This window comes from Bradyrhizobium campsiandrae, assembly GCF_014529705.1.
GTDB classification, from domain to species: Bacteria; Pseudomonadota; Alphaproteobacteria; order Rhizobiales; family Xanthobacteraceae; genus Bradyrhizobium; species Bradyrhizobium campsiandrae.
In genome coordinates, this window is sequence record NZ_JAANIH010000048.1 from 38,441 (window position 1) to 55,835 (window position 17,395).

The 17,395-nt window shown below is 65.5% G+C and carries 16 protein-coding genes; 7 read left to right on the plus strand and 9 right to left on the minus strand.

Annotation, left to right across the window (positions count from 1 at the left end):
- Positions 1-19: 19 nt before the first annotated feature.
- The 6 genes from G8O24_RS29430 to G8O24_RS29455 form a co-directional block, all read right to left on the minus strand.
- Positions 20-820 carry an alpha/beta hydrolase gene (locus G8O24_RS29430; RefSeq protein WP_188105485.1) on the minus strand — a complete coding sequence of 267 codons (801 nt, stop codon included), beginning with the start codon at positions 818-820 and terminating at the stop codon, positions 20-22.
- 19 nt (positions 821-839) lie between these two features.
- Positions 840-2,237: an NAD(P)(+) transhydrogenase (Re/Si-specific) subunit beta gene (locus tag G8O24_RS29435; protein ID WP_188105487.1), complete on the minus strand. Its 1,398-nt coding sequence runs from the start codon at positions 2,235-2,237 to the stop codon at positions 840-842.
- A gap of 39 nt (positions 2,238-2,276) precedes the next feature.
- A complete protein-coding gene (locus G8O24_RS29440) occupies positions 2,277-2,594 on the minus strand; it encodes a proton-translocating transhydrogenase family protein (protein WP_008546224.1) in 318 nt (105 codons plus the stop codon).
- 11 nt (positions 2,595-2,605) lie between these two features.
- Complete coding sequence (locus G8O24_RS29445; protein WP_188105489.1) at positions 2,606-3,733, minus strand: Re/Si-specific NAD(P)(+) transhydrogenase subunit alpha; 1,128 nt, start codon at positions 3,731-3,733, stop codon at positions 2,606-2,608.
- Between the two features lie 137 nt (positions 3,734-3,870).
- Entirely contained in the window at positions 3,871-4,023 is a 153-nt protein-coding gene (locus G8O24_RS29450) for an aa3-type cytochrome c oxidase subunit IV (RefSeq protein WP_008136857.1), read from the minus strand.
- A gap of 137 nt (positions 4,024-4,160) precedes the next feature.
- Entirely contained in the window at positions 4,161-6,146 is a 1,986-nt protein-coding gene (locus G8O24_RS29455) for a M3 family oligoendopeptidase (RefSeq protein ID WP_188105491.1), read from the minus strand.
- Here G8O24_RS29455 and G8O24_RS45710 point away from each other — a divergent pair.
- The 4 genes from G8O24_RS45710 to G8O24_RS29470 all read left to right on the plus strand — a co-directional run bounded on the left by G8O24_RS45710 (position 6,070) and on the right by G8O24_RS29470 (position 12,274).
- Positions 6,070-6,252, plus strand: coding sequence for a hypothetical protein (locus G8O24_RS45710; RefSeq protein ID WP_368736628.1), 183 nt, complete (start codon positions 6,070-6,072; stop codon positions 6,250-6,252). The genes G8O24_RS29455 and G8O24_RS45710 overlap by 77 nt on opposite strands.
- Before the next feature lie 21 nt (positions 6,253-6,273).
- Positions 6,274-7,770 carry a sigma-54-dependent transcriptional regulator gene (locus tag G8O24_RS29460; RefSeq protein ID WP_188105492.1) on the plus strand — a complete coding sequence of 499 codons (1,497 nt, stop codon included), beginning with the start codon at positions 6,274-6,276 and terminating at the stop codon, positions 7,768-7,770.
- A gap of 343 nt (positions 7,771-8,113) precedes the next feature.
- On the plus strand, positions 8,114-10,351 hold the full coding sequence (locus tag G8O24_RS29465) for a L,D-transpeptidase family protein (RefSeq protein WP_188105494.1): 2,238 nt from the start codon (positions 8,114-8,116) through the stop codon (positions 10,349-10,351).
- 273 nt (positions 10,352-10,624) lie between these two features.
- The gene (locus G8O24_RS29470) at positions 10,625-12,274 is read left to right on the plus strand and encodes a peptidoglycan L,D-endopeptidase MepK (RefSeq protein WP_188105496.1); all 1,650 of its coding nucleotides are present in this window, start codon (positions 10,625-10,627) and stop codon (positions 12,272-12,274) included.
- A 67-nt stretch (positions 12,275-12,341) separates the two neighbouring features.
- Here G8O24_RS29470 and G8O24_RS29475 read toward each other — a convergent pair whose 3' ends face one another.
- The gene (locus G8O24_RS29475; protein ID WP_008546273.1) at positions 12,342-12,614 is read right to left on the minus strand and encodes a DUF2312 domain-containing protein; all 273 of its coding nucleotides are present in this window, start codon (positions 12,612-12,614) and stop codon (positions 12,342-12,344) included.
- 191 nt (positions 12,615-12,805) lie between these two features.
- Positions 12,806-13,111, minus strand: a complete 306-nt coding sequence (locus G8O24_RS29480; protein ID WP_188105498.1) for a DUF1244 domain-containing protein — start codon at positions 13,109-13,111, stop codon at positions 12,806-12,808.
- 168 nt (positions 13,112-13,279) lie between these two features.
- Between G8O24_RS29480 and G8O24_RS29485 the strand changes: the two genes are divergently transcribed.
- Together G8O24_RS29485 and pyk are read left to right on the plus strand one after the other, a co-directional pair.
- Positions 13,280-13,879: a DUF1036 domain-containing protein gene (locus tag G8O24_RS29485; protein ID WP_188105500.1), complete on the plus strand. Its 600-nt coding sequence runs from the start codon at positions 13,280-13,282 to the stop codon at positions 13,877-13,879.
- On the plus strand, positions 13,876-15,312 hold the full coding sequence (gene pyk, locus G8O24_RS29490; RefSeq protein ID WP_188105502.1) for a pyruvate kinase: 1,437 nt from the start codon (positions 13,876-13,878) through the stop codon (positions 15,310-15,312). The genes G8O24_RS29485 and pyk overlap by 4 nt, the downstream gene beginning before the upstream one ends.
- A gap of 130 nt (positions 15,313-15,442) precedes the next feature.
- On the opposite strand, the gene G8O24_RS29495 is transcribed toward pyk, so the two are convergent.
- On the minus strand, positions 15,443-16,123 hold the full coding sequence (locus tag G8O24_RS29495) for a TetR/AcrR family transcriptional regulator (RefSeq protein WP_188105525.1): 681 nt from the start codon (positions 16,121-16,123) through the stop codon (positions 15,443-15,445).
- Between the two features lie 285 nt (positions 16,124-16,408).
- On the opposite strand from G8O24_RS29495, the gene G8O24_RS29500 reads away from it, so the two are divergent.
- A complete protein-coding gene (locus G8O24_RS29500) occupies positions 16,409-17,383 on the plus strand; it encodes a phosphatase PAP2 family protein (protein WP_188105504.1) in 975 nt (324 codons plus the stop codon).
- Positions 17,384-17,395: the final 12 nt, after the last annotated feature.

Genomic DNA, 17,395 nt, shown 5'->3' on the forward strand with positions numbered 1-17,395 from the left:
AGATCGCGCGCGTCAGCCCTCAGGGTTCGGTGATGAATTGCCGGGCCGTCTCCAGCGCCCCGAAGTCATCGAGATTTTCGTGTCCGCCGCCGGGAAACCTCACCAACTTCTTCGGCTCGTGTGCGAGCGCAAAGAGTCGCTCGCCGAACGTGAGGGGAATCGCTGGGTCGTTCGTGCCGTGCATGATCAACAGCGGCACAGTGACACCCCCAATTCGTTCGTCGGAGTGGGACTGGTCGCGCATCAAAAGGCGAATCGGGACGAAACGAAAGAGCGAGGCCGCGACGTCGACCGTTGACGTGTAAGGCGCCTCGAGAATCAATTTCCCGACTGGATGCCCGGATGCGATGGCGACCGCAACACCGGTTCCGAGCGAGAATCCCCAGGCAACGACACGCCGCGCGTCGTAGCGTTCTGTCGCAAAGGCGTAGGCGGCCGCAGCGTCCTGCAACAGCCCCTGCTCACTCGGCGCGCTCGTCGAGCCTGCGTAGCCGCGATAGGATAGCGCGACGAGGCCCGTGCCGTCGGCCGTGATGCCCCTGAATCGGTTGACGCGCCCTGCGAGGAAATCGCCGTTACCCGGGAAGAACAGGACCACCGGTCGGCCGGGCTTCGCCGGCACGTGCCAGACGATGACCTGCTCACCATCGGAGGTGGTGAGGATTTGCTCCTCGGCCTGCGGAAATCCTGCCGCGGCCGGCGCGGTGCGCTCCGTGGTCGGGACCGGAAACAGCAGGCTGCGCTGTTTTGCGAACAGCAGCACGAGCCCCGCGAGATAGGAGGCGGCAACGACGACGGCGATCCATTTCAGGACTGTCATCGCTGCGCCGCTAGCAGCGTTACATCGCCTTGACGATGTTCTCGGTGACCTTCTTGGCGTCGCCGAGCAGCATCATGGTGTTGTCGCGGTAGAACAGCGGATTGTCGATGCCGGCATAGCCCGAGGCCAGCGAGCGCTTGATGAACATCACCGTGCCGGCCTTCCAGACCTGCAGGACCGGCATGCCGTAGATCGGCGAGGTCTTGTCCTCTTCGGCCGCCGGGTTGGTGACGTCGTTGGCGCCGATCACGAAGGCGATGTCGGCCTGCGCGAATTCGGAATTGATGTCCTCGAGCTCGAACACCTCGTCGTAGGGTACGTTGGCTTCGGCGAGCAGCACGTTCATGTGGCCGGGCATGCGGCCCGCGACCGGGTGAATGGCGTATTTCACCTCGACGCCTTCCTTCTTCAGGATGTCGGCCATCTCGCGCAGCGCGTGCTGGGCCTGCGCCACCGCCATGCCGTAGCCGGGCACGATGATGACCTTGGAGGCGTTCTTCATGATGAAGGCCGCATCGTCGGCCGAGCCGAGCTTGGCCGGCTTCTGCTCGCCGGTGCCGCCGCCTGCGGCGGCCGTCTCGCCGCCGAAGCCGCCGAGGATGACCGAGATGAAGGACCGGTTCATCGCGTGGCACATGATGTAGGACAGGATCGCGCCAGACGATCCGACCAGCGCGCCGGTGATGATCAGCGCGGAGTTGCCGAGCGTGAAGCCGATACCCGCCGCGGCCCAGCCGGAATAGGAGTTCAGCATCGAGATCACGACCGGCATGTCGGCGCCGCCGATCGGGATGATCATCAGCACGCCGAGCGCCAGCGCCAGGATGACGATCATCCAGAAGTCGAACGCGCTGCCGGACAGGACGAGACCGACGATGAAGAACACCAGCGCCGCCGCGAGCGCGATGTTGATGATGTGGCGGAACGGCAGGATGATCGGCGCGCCGCTCATGCGCGCGGACAGTTTCAGGAACGCGATCACCGAGCCGGTGAAGGTCAGCGCGCCGATGGCAACGCCGAGCGACATTTCGACCAGGCTCTGCGGATGGATGTTGCCCGGCGTGCCGATGTCGAAGGCTTCGGGCGCGTAGAACGCGCCGGCGGCGACCAGCACGGCGGCCATGCCGACCAGCGAGTGGAAGGCAGCGACGAGCTCGGGCATCGAGGTCATCGGCACGCGGCGGGCGATCACCGCGCCGATGCCGCCGCCGATCGCGACCGCGAGGATCACCAGCAGCCAGGCAACACCGTCCGCCGGCGGATGGCTCGCCAGCGTGGTGGCGACCGCGATTCCCATGCCGATCATGCCGAACAAATTGCCCTGGCGCGACGATGCCGGGCTCGAAAGACCCCGCAGCGAGAGGATGAACAGCACCCCCGCCACGAGATACAAGAATGCAGAGAGATTGGCGCTCATCTCAGGTCCCCATTGATCCCATCAGCCCGAGGTGGCCGCTCACTTCGACTTCTTCTTGTACATCGCCAGCATGCGCTGGGTGACAAGGAAGCCGCCGAAGATGTTGACGCAGGCAAAGATGAGCGCGACGAAGCCGAAGCCGCGGGCCCAGCCCGAGCCGCTCGACACCATGCCGACGCCGACCGCGAGCAGCGCGCCGACCACGATCACCGAGGAGATCGCGTTGGTCACGCTCATCAGCGGCGTATGCAGCGCGGGGGTCACCGACCACACCACGAAATAACCGACGAAGACGGCGAGGACGAAGATCGACAGCCGGAAGATGAAGGGGTCGACGAGCTGTGCAGCATGCTCCATGGCGGCTCTCCTTACGCTTTCGGCTGGAAGTTCGGGTGGATCACCGCGCCATCCTTGGTCAGCGCAGTGGCCTTGACGAGCTCGTCGTCCCAATTGACGGCGAGCTTCTTCTCTTTCTTGTCGACCATGGTCTCGATGAAGGAGAACAAATTGCGGGCGTAGAGGCTGGAGGCCGAGGCCGCGACGCGGCCGGCGACATTGGTGTAGCCGACGATCTTGATGCCATCCGTCTCGACGACTTCGCCGGCCTTGGCGCCCTCGACATTGCCGCCGCGCTCGACGGCGAGATCGACCAGCACCGAGCCCGGCTTCATCGACTTGACCATCTCGGCCGAGACGAGCTTCGGCGCGGGCCGGCCCGGGATCAGCGCGGTGGTGATGACGATGTCCTGCTTCTTGATGTGCTCGGCGGTGAGCGCGGCCTGCTTGGCCTGGTACTCCCTGGACATTTCCTTGGCGTAGCCGCCGGCGGTCTGCGCGTTCTTGAACTCCTCGTCCTCGACGGCCAGAAACTTCGCGCCGAGCGATTCCACCTGTTCCTTCGTGGCCGGCCGCACGTCGGTCGCGGTGACGACGGCGCCGAGACGGCGCGCGGTCGCGATCGCCTGCAGACCGGCGACGCCGACGCCCATCACGAACACCTTTGCCGCAGGCACGGTGCCCGCCGCGGTCATCATCATCGGGAAGGCGCGGCCGAAGGCCTCGGCGCCCTCGATCACGGCGCGGTAGCCGGCAAGGTTCGCCTGCGAGGACAGCACGTCCATCACCTGCGCGCGGGTGATGCGCGGCATCAGTTCCATCGCGAAGGCGGACACGCCGGCATCGGCCATGGCCTTCAGCGCAGCTTCGTTGCCATAGGGATCCATGATCGCGATGACGAGTGCGCCGCGCTTGTATTGCGACAGCTCGGAGGCCTCGGGGCGCTTCACCTTGATGATGATGTCGGCGTCTTTCAGCGCGTCGGCGCTGACGGTCGCGCCCGCGGCGGTGAATTCCGAATCAGGAAGACCCGACTTGATGCCGGCACCCGGCTCGACCGCGATCTCGGCGCCCAACGCCTTGAACTTCTTCACCGTATCAGGCGAAGCGGCAACACGCGGCTCCGACAGATCGATTTCCTTGGCAACGGCGATCTTCATAGGCCCTCCGGCGACGCGGGACAAAGCGCGCACGCGAACTTAGCGTCACTCCCGCAACGTTGGATACCGGTTTTGGTACCGGCTTGAATGCAAATTTTATGAGCACCGACGACGATGGCGGCGCAACAGGCGGTGGATCAGGTCAGGAAGATCGCCATGAGGATGACGATGAGCGCGACCGAGGCCGTGCCGTACTTCACCAGCTTGATGAAGCCCTCATAGGTCTGCTCGTGCGCGACATAGTCGTTGCCGTCGGCAGTGGTGTACGCCACTTCGCTATGGTCAGCCATGGAATGTCCCCAGTCGAAAGTCGAATTCTTCGGCTGGGATACCTTAAACCTTCGGGCAGGGCAACGGCACCGAGGCGCGGTTTTCCCGCAAATCAGTTCATTTGGATTCCCAATCGGTTAGGAAGCCTGCCTCGCCCTCAGCCCATCGCCTCCAGCTCGTCGATCATGCCGGCGATGACGCTGAGGCCGCCGTCCCAGAACTTCGGGTCTTTGGCATCCAGCCCGAAGGGGCGCAGCAGCTCGGAATAGTGCTTGGTGCCGCCGGCGGCGAGCATGTCGAGATAGCGCTCGGCAAAACCCTCGGCCGCATGCTCGTAGACCGCATAGAGCGAGTTCACGAGGCAATCGCCGAAGGCATAGGCGTAGACGTAGAACGGCGAGTGGATGAAGTGCGGGATGTACATCCAGTAGTTCTCATAGCCCGCCTTGATCTCGATCGCCGGCCCCAGGCTCTCGCCCTGCACCGACAGCCAGAGCTCGCCGAGCCGCGTCGCGGTGAGCTCGCCGTTCTTGCGCTCGGTGTGGACCGCGCGCTCGAACGAATAGAACGCGATTTGCCGCACCACGGTATTGATCATGTCCTCGACCTTGCCGGCGAGCAGCGCCTGGCGCTGTTTTGCATTCTTGGTCTGGGCCAGCAGCCGCTTGAACGTGAGCATCTCGCCGAACACGCTTGCGGTCTCAGCTAACGTCAGCGGCGTCGGCGCCATCAGCGCCCCATTCCTGGCCGCCAGCACCTGGTGGACACCATGGCCGAGCTCATGCGCGAGCGTCATCACGTCGCGCGGCTTGCCCTGATAGTTCATCAGCACATAAGGATGCGCCGACGGCGTGGTCGGATGCGAGAAGGCGCCCGGCGCCTTGCCCGGCCGCACCGGCGCATCGATCCAGCGGTCGGTGAAGAAGCGTTCGGCGATGTCGGCCATTTTGGGCGAGAAGCCGCGATAGGCCGTCAGCACCATGTTCTTGGCATCGGGCCAGCCGATCATTTCGGTGGCAGCAAACGGCAGCGGCGCGTTGCGGTCCCAATAAGCGAGCTTCTTCTTGCCGAACCACTTCGCCTTCAGCTGATAATAGCGATGCGACAGTTTGGGATAGGCCGCTCGGACCGAGGCGACCAGCGCATCCACCACTTCGCGCTCGACCCGATTGTTCAGATGGCGGGAATCCGCGACGTCCTTGAAGCCGCGCCAGCGGTCGGAAATGTCCTTGTCCTTGGCCAGGGTGTTGGTGATCAGCGCGAAGGTGCGCTCATTGGCCTTGAAGGTCTTTGCCAGCGCCTCCGCCGCGGCCTTGCGCTTGGCGCCGTCGCGGTCCTGCAGAAAATTCAGCGTCGGTTCGATCGCCAGTTCCTTAGGCCCGACCTTGAAGCGCAAACTGGAGATGGTCTGGTCGAACAGGCGGTTGAAGGCGGAATAGCCGGTCTGCGCCTTCTCCAGGAACAGCTGCTCGAGCTTGTCGTCGAGCTGGTATGGCTTCTCCTTGCGCAGATCCTCGATCCACGGACGATAATGCGCGAGCTCCGGAGCTCGCATCGCGCGAGTCAAAATATCGTCATCGATGCGGTTGAGCTCGAGCGTGAAGAACAAGAGATGCGTCGATGCCGCCGTCAACCGCTCGGAGACGTCGCCGTAAAACTTTGAAATCGCAGGGTCCACGCTGTCGCCGGCGTGGACGAGGCCGGCATAGGAGCCGAGGCGGCCGGCGAGGTCGTCGATCGCCTCATAGCGCCGCACCGCTTCGGCGAGCCATTTTCCGCCATCTTCGTTTGCTGTGCCTGTTGCGAGCTTGCCCTTGTAGTCGGTCTCGAACGCGACGCAATCGGCATCCATCGTTGCGAGATCGCGCGCCACTTCCGGCGCATCGATCCCCGAATAGAGATCTGCAAGGTTCCACTCCGGAAGCTTGCCGGTCTTGCTCGCAGGCTTTGCGGAGGGTTTTGCCTTGGTGGCAGATGTCTTGGTGGCAGATGTCTTGGTGGCAGATGTCTTGGTGGCAGATGTCTTGGCGGCGGATCTCTCGGCTGCGGATTTCTCGACGGCGGGCTTGCGGAGAGCGGACTTTTTGAGAGCAGACTTTTTGAGAGCAGACTTTTTGAGGGCAGACTTGGAGCGCGAATTCATTGTGTGGGAAACCTGTGTTCAACAATCGCGACGGCGGGCGGGGGCATCAAGGTTTAAGAGTGCGTTAATCGGCTTCGGCCAGAGTGCCCCGATTCGAGACAGATAGTAGTAGCGTGCGGGGAACACCATGGCTGCCAGTATTTTGATCGCCGACGACGACGCCGTAGCCCGCCGGCTGGTCGAGAACATGGTGCAAAAATGCGGCTATGAGACGGTCGTTGTCGAGTCCGGCGACGCCGCGATAGCAGCCCTCACCGCCCCCGACGGCGCCGCGATTGACGCCGTGATCCTCGATCTGGTGATGCCCGGCCTCGACGGCATGGGCGTGCTGGCGAAAATCCGGGACGCCGGCCTCAGCGTGCCGGTGATCGTGCAGACCGCCCATGGCGGCATCGACAATGTCATTTCGGCGATGCGCGCGGGCGCCGCCGATTTTGTGGTCAAGCCGGTCGGCCTGGAGCGGCTCCAGGTCTCACTTCGCAACGCGCTCAACGCCTCCGCGCTCAAGGGCGAATTGCAGCGCATCCGTCACAGCCGCGAGGGACGGCTGACCTTCTCCGACATCATCACGCGCGCCGAGGCGATGGCGCCGGTGATGCGCGCGGCGCAGAAGGCAGCGAACTCATCGATTCCAGTGCTGATCGAGGGCGAGTCCGGCGTCGGCAAGGAGATGTTCGCGCGCGCCATCCACGGCAGCGGCGAGCGCAAGGCAAAGCCCTTCGTCGCGGTCAATTGCGGCGCGATTCCCGACAATCTCGTCGAGTCCATCCTGTTCGGCCATGAGAAGGGCGCGTTCACTGGCGCGACCGAGCGCCATACCGGCAAATTTCTCGAGGCCCATGGCGGCACGCTGTTTCTGGACGAGGTCAGCGAGTTGCCCCTGACCGCGCAGGTCAAGCTGCTCCGCGCGCTGCAGGAGGGTGCCGTCGAGGCCGTCGGCGGCCGCAAGCCGGTGAAGGTCGACGTCCGCATCATCTCGGCGACCAATCGCCGGCTGCTGGAACGAGTGAAGCAGGGACACTTCCGGGAAGACCTGTTCTATCGCCTGCACGTGCTGCCGCTGACGATCCCCTCGCTGAAGGCTCGGCGCGAGGACATCCCGCATCTGCTGCGCCATTTCCTGGCGCGCTTTGCCGCCGAGGAGAACCGCCCGATCTCCGCCATCTCCGGCGAGGCCGTGGCGCATCTCGCCCAGCTCGACTGGCCCGGCAACATCCGCCAGCTCGAAAACGCGGTTTACCGCGCGGTGGTGATGAGCGAGGGCGACCAGCTCGGTCTCGAGGATTTCCCGCTGCTGGCCTCGCATCCACACACCGCAACGGAGATTCCGACCGCCCCGCTGATGATCGAACCGATCGCAGCGCCCACGCTGGTGTCGGGTAATGAAATACCCATCGCACCGCTGCCCCAGGCAGGATCCCTCTCGATGCTGACCCCGACCGGCGACGTCCGCCCGCTCGAGGACATGGAGAGCGAAATCATCCGCTTCGCGATCTCGCACTACCGCGGACAAATGTCCGAGGTGGCGCGCCGCCTCAAGATCGGCAGGTCCACGCTCTACCGCAAACTCGACGAGGCCGGGGTTCCCGGACATGGCGGCAAAAGCGGCGAGGAGACGCACTGAACCTGATGCGAACGAAGGTTCGCGGGAAGCATTGACGCACTCGCAAGCCGTTGAATTACGGCAAAATTCGGCTGCGGTGGAAACCGTGACTTGGAAGTGACAGAGACCTGGAAAAACGCGCGGTAAAACCGCACAATCCGTTGCAAACGGCGTGTCTTGAAGTCAGTTTGTCGTGAGTTTCCCGGGGTAGCGCTGGCTGCAAAACCGGGGTCTGTATATCGTCTGCGTATGATCAGTTGCGTGCAGGCGTGCAACGAGAGGCCGGCGCGATTCAGCCGAAGCTCAATAAGGCGATAACGAAAGCTGTTCCACGAGGGACAGTTCACCCAAGGGGTGCGACACAATGCGTGACTGTTTGAACCACCGTGCAGGCTTCGACCGCGTTTTGGCGACGGTCGCGGCGACCTTCCTCACGGTATCGGCCGGCTCGGCGCTGGCGCAGGATCAGGCGCGCAGCAGCGCCGCCGAGCTCGCGATCGAAGCCGCGATCCCGCGCCCCGAGCCCGCAAACGTCCCGCCCCCGACCGCTTCCGACATCAAGCTCGACACCACCGCCACCGTTCAGGACGTGGCGAAGGAAACACCGAAGGAGCCTGTGAAGGCCGACGCTGCTCCGGCCCCCGCCAAGGTCGAGACCAAGCCGTCCGACATGGCCACCACGCCCGCGGCCGATGCGCCCAAGAGCGAGACGGCTGCCACCGAACCCGCAAAGACCGAACCCGCCAAGTCCGAACCCGCCAAGTCCGAACCGGCCAAGTCCGAACCTGCAAAGCCGGACACCGCCGCCGCACCGGCCGCCGCTCCCGCTGCACCTGTGGCAACCGCGCCGGCGGCCGCCGAGCCGGTGAAAGCAGCGAGCAACGTTCCCGCCGCCGACCAGCCGGTCGCCGACAAGATCAAGGACATCCTCGGCGCCAAGACCTCGCGCCATTTCGATCGCAAGAACGAGCGCGCTGCCGTCGAGAAGTTCTACGGCGCCCGCGACTTCGCGCCGGTCTGGACGCAAGCCGGCAGCCTGACCCCGGCGGCCAAGGGCGTGATCGCGCGGCTGAAGGATGCCGCCTCCGACGGCCTCAACCCCGCCGACTATCCGGTGCCTGACTTCGCCGCGGCCACGACGCCCGACGCGCTTGTCGACGCCGAGTTGAAGCTCACCGCCAGCATGTTCGACTATGCGCGCCAGGCGCAGAGCGGCCGCATGCACTGGTCCCAGGTCAGCGCCGACATTCTCTATCCCGAGCATCCGGTTGATCCGAGTGAGGTGCTCACCAAGGTCACGACCGCCGCCGACGCCTCCGCTGCGCTGGACAGCTACAACCCGCCGCAGAAGCTCTACAAGGAGCTGAAGACGCAACTCGCCAAGCTGCGCGGCCAGGGCGACGGCCCCGTGATCGAGATCACCGACGGTCCCGCACTGAAATACACACCGGCCAAGGGCAAGAAGCAGGCGGAAGTCGTGGTCCAGGATCCACGCGTGCCGCAGCTCCGCGCCAAGCTCGGCATCACCGAGAACCCCAGCGACGACCATTACGACGCAACTGTTGCGGAGGCCGTGCGGAAATTCCAGGACGGCGTCGACATGAAGGCGACCGGCGTGCTCGACGCAGCGACCGTGAAGGCCCTGAACAGCCCGAAGCGCGACAAGCAGATCGACACCGTGCTGGTGAACATGGAGCGCTGGCGCTGGCTGCCGCGCGACCTCGGCGCACCCTCGCTGGGCGATGCCTATGTCATCCTCAACATTCCCGACTACACGCTGAAGGTGATGCAGCGCGGCCAGCAGGTCTGGACCACCCGCGTCGTCACCGGCAAGCCGGGCCAGCACGCGACGCCCCTGCTGACCGAGACGATGAAGTACATCACGGTCAACCCCACCTGGAACGTGCCACCGTCGATCGTCTATGGCGAATATCTGCCGGCGCTGCAGCAGGACCCGACCGTGCTTCAGCGCATGGGCCTGAAGCTCGAGCAGAACCGCGACGGCTCGGTGCACATCTCGCAGCCGCCCGGCGAGGCCAACGCGCTCGGCCGCATCCGCTTCAACTTCCCGAACAAGTTCCTGGTCTATCAGCACGACACGCCGGACAAGTACCTGTTCGCCAAGGACGAGCGCGCCTTCAGCCACGGCTGCATGCGCGTGCAATATCCGGATCAATACGCGTCCGTGCTGCTCAACATCGCCATGCCGAACGAGAAGTACACGCCGGAGCGCGTGCGCAGCATGTACGGCTCGGGTGAGATCGATCTGAAATTCCCCACCCCGATCCCGGTCAACATCACCTACCAGACCGCGTTCGTGGACGACGCCGGCAAGCTGCAATTCCGCAAGGACGTCTATGGCCGCGACGCGACCATGATCAACATCCTGAAGAACAACCGCGGCAAGGACCTCGAGAACGTCGTCGCGCACGCGCAGCCGAGCTATTCACGCCCGGCGACGACGTTGCCGTCAGGCGTGGCCGTGGCCAACAATGGCGGTTCGTCCGGCCTGAACTTCTTCGAGCGGCTGTTCGGTGGGGGGACGCAATCTCCGCCGCCGGCCCCGGTCGGCCGCAAGCCGCAGCGGGTGTTTACCCGTTAAGCTCCGGCCTGGCGCCTCACGCCTGAAATTCCTCAACGAAATCAGCGCTCCCATCCCACGGATGGGGGCGCTTAACGTTAACCATTCCGCATCAGAAGCCCGGCCGCCGGGCGTTTTTTTGCCACAGTCAACCGCTTAGGATTGTATTCTGACTTGGTTTGGGGGCGGGAAGGTCAACCTGGAATTAACCTTCTCGCTTTAAGAAAGCGTTCACCCTCTTTCGCGCGCTAACGGGGTTGGCGGGAGAGTCCATTTTGAACGCTCGTCGACTGGGTGGGCTCATACGTGCTGGCTGGTTTTGCACGCCAATTTGCTGCGTTGTCGTTGTCCCATGCGGGCGTGAAGGTCGGATCTCGGATCGGCCTCGCCTCGCTGGTGCTGCTTGCGGCTGCCGGATCGGTTCATAACGCCGCAGCGCTCAACGAAACCAAGACGCTCTCCTTCCACCACACCCATTCCGGCGAAGACCTCACCGTCACCTTCAAGCGCGATGGCCGTTACGACGAAGCCGCGCTGAAGACACTCAACCACTTCCTGCGCGACTGGCGTACCCAGGACGAGACGGTGATGGACCGTCACCTGTTCGACATCCTCTGGGAAGTCTATCGCGACGTCGACGGCAAGCAGCCGATCCAGATCATCTCCTCCTACCGCTCGCCCGCCACCAACGCCATGCTCCGCCGCCGCTCCTCGGGCGTGGCGCGCTTCAGCCAGCACATGCTGGGCCATGCGATGGACTTCTACATTCCGGGCGTGCCGCTGGAGCAGATCCGCTTTGCCGGCCTGCGCCTGCAGCGCGGCGGCGTCGGCTTCTATCCCACCTCCGGCTCGCCCTTCGTGCATCTGGACACCGGCAGCATCCGGCACTGGCCGCGCATGACGCATGACCAGCTCGCCCGCGTCTTCCCTGATGGAAAGACCGTGCATCTGCCGACCGACGGCGTGCCGCTGAAGGGTTATGAGCTCGCCAAGGCCGAGATCGAGCGCCGCGGCAGCGACGACGGCGCCGGCAAGCCGGGCTTCTTCGCCGCCCTGTTCAAGGGCAAGTCGGCTCCCGCTGCCAGCAGCGACGAGGATGACGAGGGCGCGCCGGCCCCGGCCGCCAAGCCCGTTACGCCAACCGTGGTCGCGGCCGCGGTCAAGCCGTCTGACATTAGACCTTCGGATTCCAAGTCCACCGACCCGGTGCCGACGCCCCGGGCCAAGCCGCAGGTCGCCTCGGCGCTCCAGCTCGCCTCCGCCGACGCGCAGCTCGTCGCACCGCCCAAGCCGAAGCCGGCGCCCGTGGCTGACAAGCCGGCTGCCGGCAAGCCCGAGACGCCCGCCGACATCATCAATGCCCGCGGCTTCTGGGATGACGTGCCGGCCACGCCGCAGCAGGCGACGCCGGCGCAGATCGCCGCGTTGAAGGCCCGTCAGGCCCTTGCCGCTGCCACTGCCACCGACCCGCAACCGACCTCAAGTGTCTCCAACGCGACCCTTCAGGCGCTGGCTTACGCGCCGGCGGCCTCCCCGGTCGATCGCGCCAATGTCGTCGCCGCCTCCGCGCCGATCCCGCGCGGCGTGCGTCCGGCGTCCACGGCGCGCAACGCCGTGCCCGCCACCGAGATCAACACGGTGGTCGGCAAGAGCACCGACAGCATGATCGCTACCGCGACCCGGCTCTCAGCCCCCAAGGGCGAGAGCATCTGGCTCAAGATCGTGATGCTGTCGCCGAGCGCCAGCCGCGCGATGTCGGTGACGCTGATGGGCGAGCTCGACATGGCCGCGATGCGCGCCTATTTCGTCAAGCCGCAGACGGTGGTCGCGATGGGCTTTGTCGACGATCCCATGCAGGGCCTGTCATGCGACAGCTTCTCGGGCAGCGCCACCGCCAAGCTCGAGACGACGTCGTTCGTCGTGCGCACCGCCGCGCTGCGCTGAGGCCAATAGAACTCGCTGCCGCCAAAATCTCTGTCGTCCTGGCGAACGCCAGGACGACGGCGAGGCCTCAGATCATTCCCAGCGCCTGCATGTAGGTCTCGAGAATCGTCTCGGCCTCGGCGCGCTCGTTGGGGTCCTGCTTGCGCAGGCGCACGATGGTGCGCAGCGCCTTGACGTCGTAGCCGTTGCCCTTGCTCTCGGCATAGACGTCGCGGATGTCGTCGGAGATTGCCTTCTTCTCTTCCTCCAGCCGCTCGATGCGCTCGATGATGGATTTGAGCTGGTCCTTGGCAAATTTCGTCGCGGGCTCGTCGTCGCGGACGGCGGCGGAGGTGGCCATCTTGGTACTCCCAATGGAACTGGCAAAACGAGGTGACGCCGGCATCCACCGCGCGTGCTGGGAAAACCCTTAGGGTTCGTGCCCCCTGCGTTCAAGCAAGCATCGTGCTCGTCCACAGCGCGCCCACACCTTCCTGCGGGGATGCAAAGAAAGCTGTTGTGTGGTGCGACTCAAGCCACGCGCCAGTCGCCTCAGTGGTTGTGGGGATGGACCTTCTTCATCGCCTCGAGCTGCTCGGGGCTTGCCGTGCCCTGGTACTTGGCCTTCCAGGCCTCGTAGGGCATGCCGTAGACGGCCTCCCGGCTCTCGTCCTTGCTCAAGGCGACGCCTTGCGCGTCGGCGGCGTCCTTGAGCCAGTTCGACAGGCAGTTGCGGCAGAAGCCGGCCAGATTCATCAGGTCGATGTTCTGGACGTCGGTCCGGGTCTTCAAATGGTCGACCAGGCGCCGGAAGGCCGCCGCTTCGAGCTCCGTTCTGGTTTTGTCGTCGATTGCCATGGTTGGACCTCTCGGCTGTGACCTTGATGATGGTCACCCTTACGGGATCAGGTGGGGTCCTGTCACAGATTTTGCCATATCACGGCGCAAACGGCCGCTGGGCCGACAATCGGGCAGTTCCCCGGCCCTACGCCAAATCGTCAATCATCTGGTATACGTTCCGCGACAATGATCGCCGAATCTCTCCGCTCTCCCCTTCGCCTGCTCGCCCTGATAGTCCCGGTGCTGGCGGTTGGCCTGTGCCTCGGGGCCAGCCCCGCCGCGGCCGATTTCCGGCTCTGCAACAACACTTCGAGCCGGGTCGGCATCGCGCTCGGCTACAAGGACGCTGATGGCTGGACCACCGAGGGCTGGTGGAACATCTCGTCGCGCTCCTGCGAGACCCTGCTGCGGGGAACGCTGGTCGCCCGTTACTATTACATCTACGCGATCGACTATGACCGCGGCGGCGAATGGTCGGGGCAGGCCTTCATGTGCTCGCGCGACAAGGAATTCACCATCCGCGGCACCGAGGACTGTCTGGCACGCGGCTATGACCGGACCGGCTATTTCGAGGTCGACACCGGCGAGCAGCGGGCCTGGACGGTGCAGCTCACCGACGCCAACGAGCAACCCGCCGCCCAACCGCGGGTCCCCGGGATGCCCGGCCCTGTTGGCCCCGGTGGCGGCGTTCCGGGTTTGCCCAACAACCCGCCCGGTGCTACGCCCCCGGGCTCGCCCGGCCTGCCACCGGCCGCCGCCCCGCCCCCGCCTGGAAATAAGCCATGAGGCGTCTTCGCCGTATCAAGATTCTTGCGACCCTCGGACCTGCCTCCTCGGACCTCGCAATGATCCGCCGCCTGTTCGAGGCCGGCGCCGACGTATTCCGCATCAACATGAGCCACACGCCGCACGACAAGATGCGCGAGCTGGTGGCGACGATCCGCAATGTCGAATCAAGCTACGGCCGCCCGATCGGCATCCTGGTCGACCTTCAGGGCCCGAAACTCAGGCTCGGCGCCTTTGCGGAAGGCGCGGTGCAGCTCCAGAACGGCCAGACCTTCACGCTGGATTCCGACAAGACACCCGGTGATGCGACGCGCGTCCAGCTCCCGCATCCGGAGATCCTGGCTGCGCTGCGGCCCGGCCACGCGCTGCTGCTCGACGACGGCAAGGTGCGGCTGATCGCGGAGGAGACCACCAAGGAGCACGCGGTGACCCGCGTCGTGGTCGGCGGCAGGATGAGCGACCGCAAGGGCGTCAGCCTGCCCGACACCGACCTGCCGGTCTCGGCGATGACGTCGAAGGACCGCGCCGATCTCGAGGCCGCCCTCGTCACCGGCGTCGACTGGATCGCGCTGTCCTTCGTGCAGCGCGCCGACGACGTGATCGAGGCCAAGAAGATGATCCGCGGCCGCGCCGCCGTGATGGCCAAGATCGAGAAGCCGCAGGCGATCGACCGCCTCGCCGACATCATCGAGGCCTCCGATGCGCTGATGGTGGCGCGCGGCGACCTCGGCGTCGAACTGCCGCTGGAGCGCGTGCCGAGCCTGCAGAAGCAGATGACGCGGATGGCGCGCCGCGCCGGCAAGCCGGTGGTGGTCGCGACCCAGATGCTGGAATCGATGATCCAGTCGCCGGTGCCGACGCGCGCCGAAGTCTCCGACGTCGCCACCGCCGTCTATGAGGGCGCCGACGCGATCATGCTGTCGGCGGAATCGGCCGCCGGCAAATTCCCGGTCGAGGCGGTCTCGACCATGAACCGCATCGGCGAGGAGGTCGAGCGCGACCCGACCTACCGCTCGGTGATCATGGCCCAGCGCCCGGCGCCGGAATCCACGGCAGGCGATGCCATCGCGGATGCCGCGCGGCAGATCGCCGAGACGCTCGACCTGCCCGCCCTGATCTGCTGGACCTCATCCGGCTCGACCGCGGTGCGCGTGGCGCGCGAACGGCCGAAGCCGCCGATCGTGGCGATCACGCCGAACATCACCGCCGGACGCCGGCTCGCCGTGGTCTGGGGCGTGCACTGCGTGGTGGCGGAGGATGCGCGCGACCAGGACGACATGGTGAACCGCGCCGGCCAGATCGCCTTCCGCGACGGCTTCGTCCGCGCCGGCCAGCGCGTGATCATCGTCGCCGGCGTGCCGCTCGGCATTCCCGGCACCACCAACATGGTGCGCATCGCCTCCGTCGGCCCGGAGGGCGAGGCGAATATGTGAGGCGGCAGGCGCACCGCCAACCAAAACCCGCGAAACAACCCCATGCACAGTAGCCGGCCGGTCCGGCTGCTATGCGCGGGCTTTGCGAAAAGGTCTGCTCAGGCAAATGCCTGGGCGCGGCCGGGCCTCCTCAGGCTCCGACCAACGCCTTGGTCGTCGGCAGCAGCGTCTGCTGCACCACCAGGCCTCGCGCGCGGGCGTCCATGACGCCGACGGCGCGCAGCGCCAGCAGCGTCACGGTCTGGACCGCGTCGCGCATCTTGGCGGGATCTTCGAGATTGTCGGGCGCGAGCGGGCCGACCAGGGCCTCATGCAGCGCCCCCAGCAGCGCGGTTGCCGCAAGCGCGGTGTCCTGTGCCGGCAGATGGCCGGCGCGCACCGCCGCGTCGATTCTCGCTGCGATCTCACCCGCGATCTCCCGGCGGCTGGCGAGGCGCGAGGCGCTGACGTCGACGTCGACCGGCTCGGCCAGGATGCCCCAGGCAAGGCGCCGCTGCGACAGGGTATGGACCGCCACCGTGGTGACGGCCGCAGCCAGCGCCGAGGACGGCCCCGGCGCGGCATCGGCGGCCCGCCTGATCGCCGCGAGCTCGTCGCGCGAGACCTCGGCAATCAATTCGGAGATCAGCTCGGCCTTGGAGGGGAAGTAGCGATAGACGGTGCCGGCCGCCACATTGGCCCTGACGGCAACCGGTGCGATCTGCACCGCCGCCATGCCGCCTTCGGCTGCGGCTTCCCTTGCCGCCGCCAGAATGGCGCTGCGCCGAGCCGCGAGGCGCTTAACCACTTGATGCGTCCGCCGATAAACCATGGCGCGCTTCCTGTCCCACCACGCCTGCCGCACGCCCGCGGCCGAACGCTTCGTCACCGATGTCGCTGCAAATCGCCCCGCAAGGACTGAACAACTATTCAGGGGGGATGACAAGAAGCAAATGCGTGATGCGTCACACTTGGCAATTCCTTGAAAATCGCCGGTCACGCTGCGCTGCAAACAGCTCGGATTGCCGGGAAGCAATTGGGAAACGGCTAACCACATTTGTTACCGCCGTCTTAAAGCGGCGCCGCGACTGTGGCTGCGGTCCAACAGGGGTGCAGCATGGTCGACACGGACGCCAAGACGGCCTGGCAGCTCTTCCATTTGAACTGGCTGCCCATCGCGGCCATGGGCGGCCTGCTGGCGCTCGGGCTTGATGTCACCGGCCTTCGGCTCGAGCCGGTTGCCTATGGCATCACGCTCGCCATTGCCGCGTCCCTCGTCGCCATCGCCTATCGTCACCGCAGCGCCAAGGGCGATCTCGCTGATCCGAAACTGATCTTCTCGCTCGGCACGATCGGCCAGGTCATCATCACCTGCGCCATCGTCGGGCCGCTCAGCTACATCGCCGGCAAGATCGGCGTCCCGCTGCAGGACCAGGCGCTGCTCGCGATCGATCGCGCGCTCGGCCTCGATCCGGAGCCGATCGCGCGTTTCGTCAACGATCATCCCTGGCTCGCGGACCTGCTCGCGCGCGGCTACGGCCTGATCAAATGGCCGCTGCTGCTGATTCCCATCGTGCTGGCGCTCACCGCGCGCTACGTGCGGCTGCAATTGTTCATGCTGGCGATGAGCCTTGCGCTCGCCATCACCATCGCGATCTCGGCGCTGGTGCCCGCCATCGGCACCTATTATGCGCTGCAATTGCCGGCCGCCCATCTGCCCGACATCAATACCTCCGTCTACGCCGGCCAGCTGCGCGACATCCTGGCGCTGCGCGACGGCAGCCTGCACGAGCTGCAATTGTTCAGGCTCTCCGGCATCGTCTCGTTTCCGAGCTTCCACGCCGCCTCCGCCGTGCTCTACATGTGGGCGCTGTGGCCGGTGCGCCGCATCGGCGGCATCGCCGCCGGCCTCAACCTTTTAATGATCTCGGCAACGCCCGTCATCGGCGCGCATTACATCATCGATGTCGCCGCCGGCATCGCGCTCGCGGCAGGCTCGATCTGGGCGGCGAAGGCTTATCTGGAATGGATGACGCGCACGGCGCAGACGTCGACGGCATCAACCGTCTGGCAGCCGAGCCTCGCGGAGTAAGACTTACGAGTG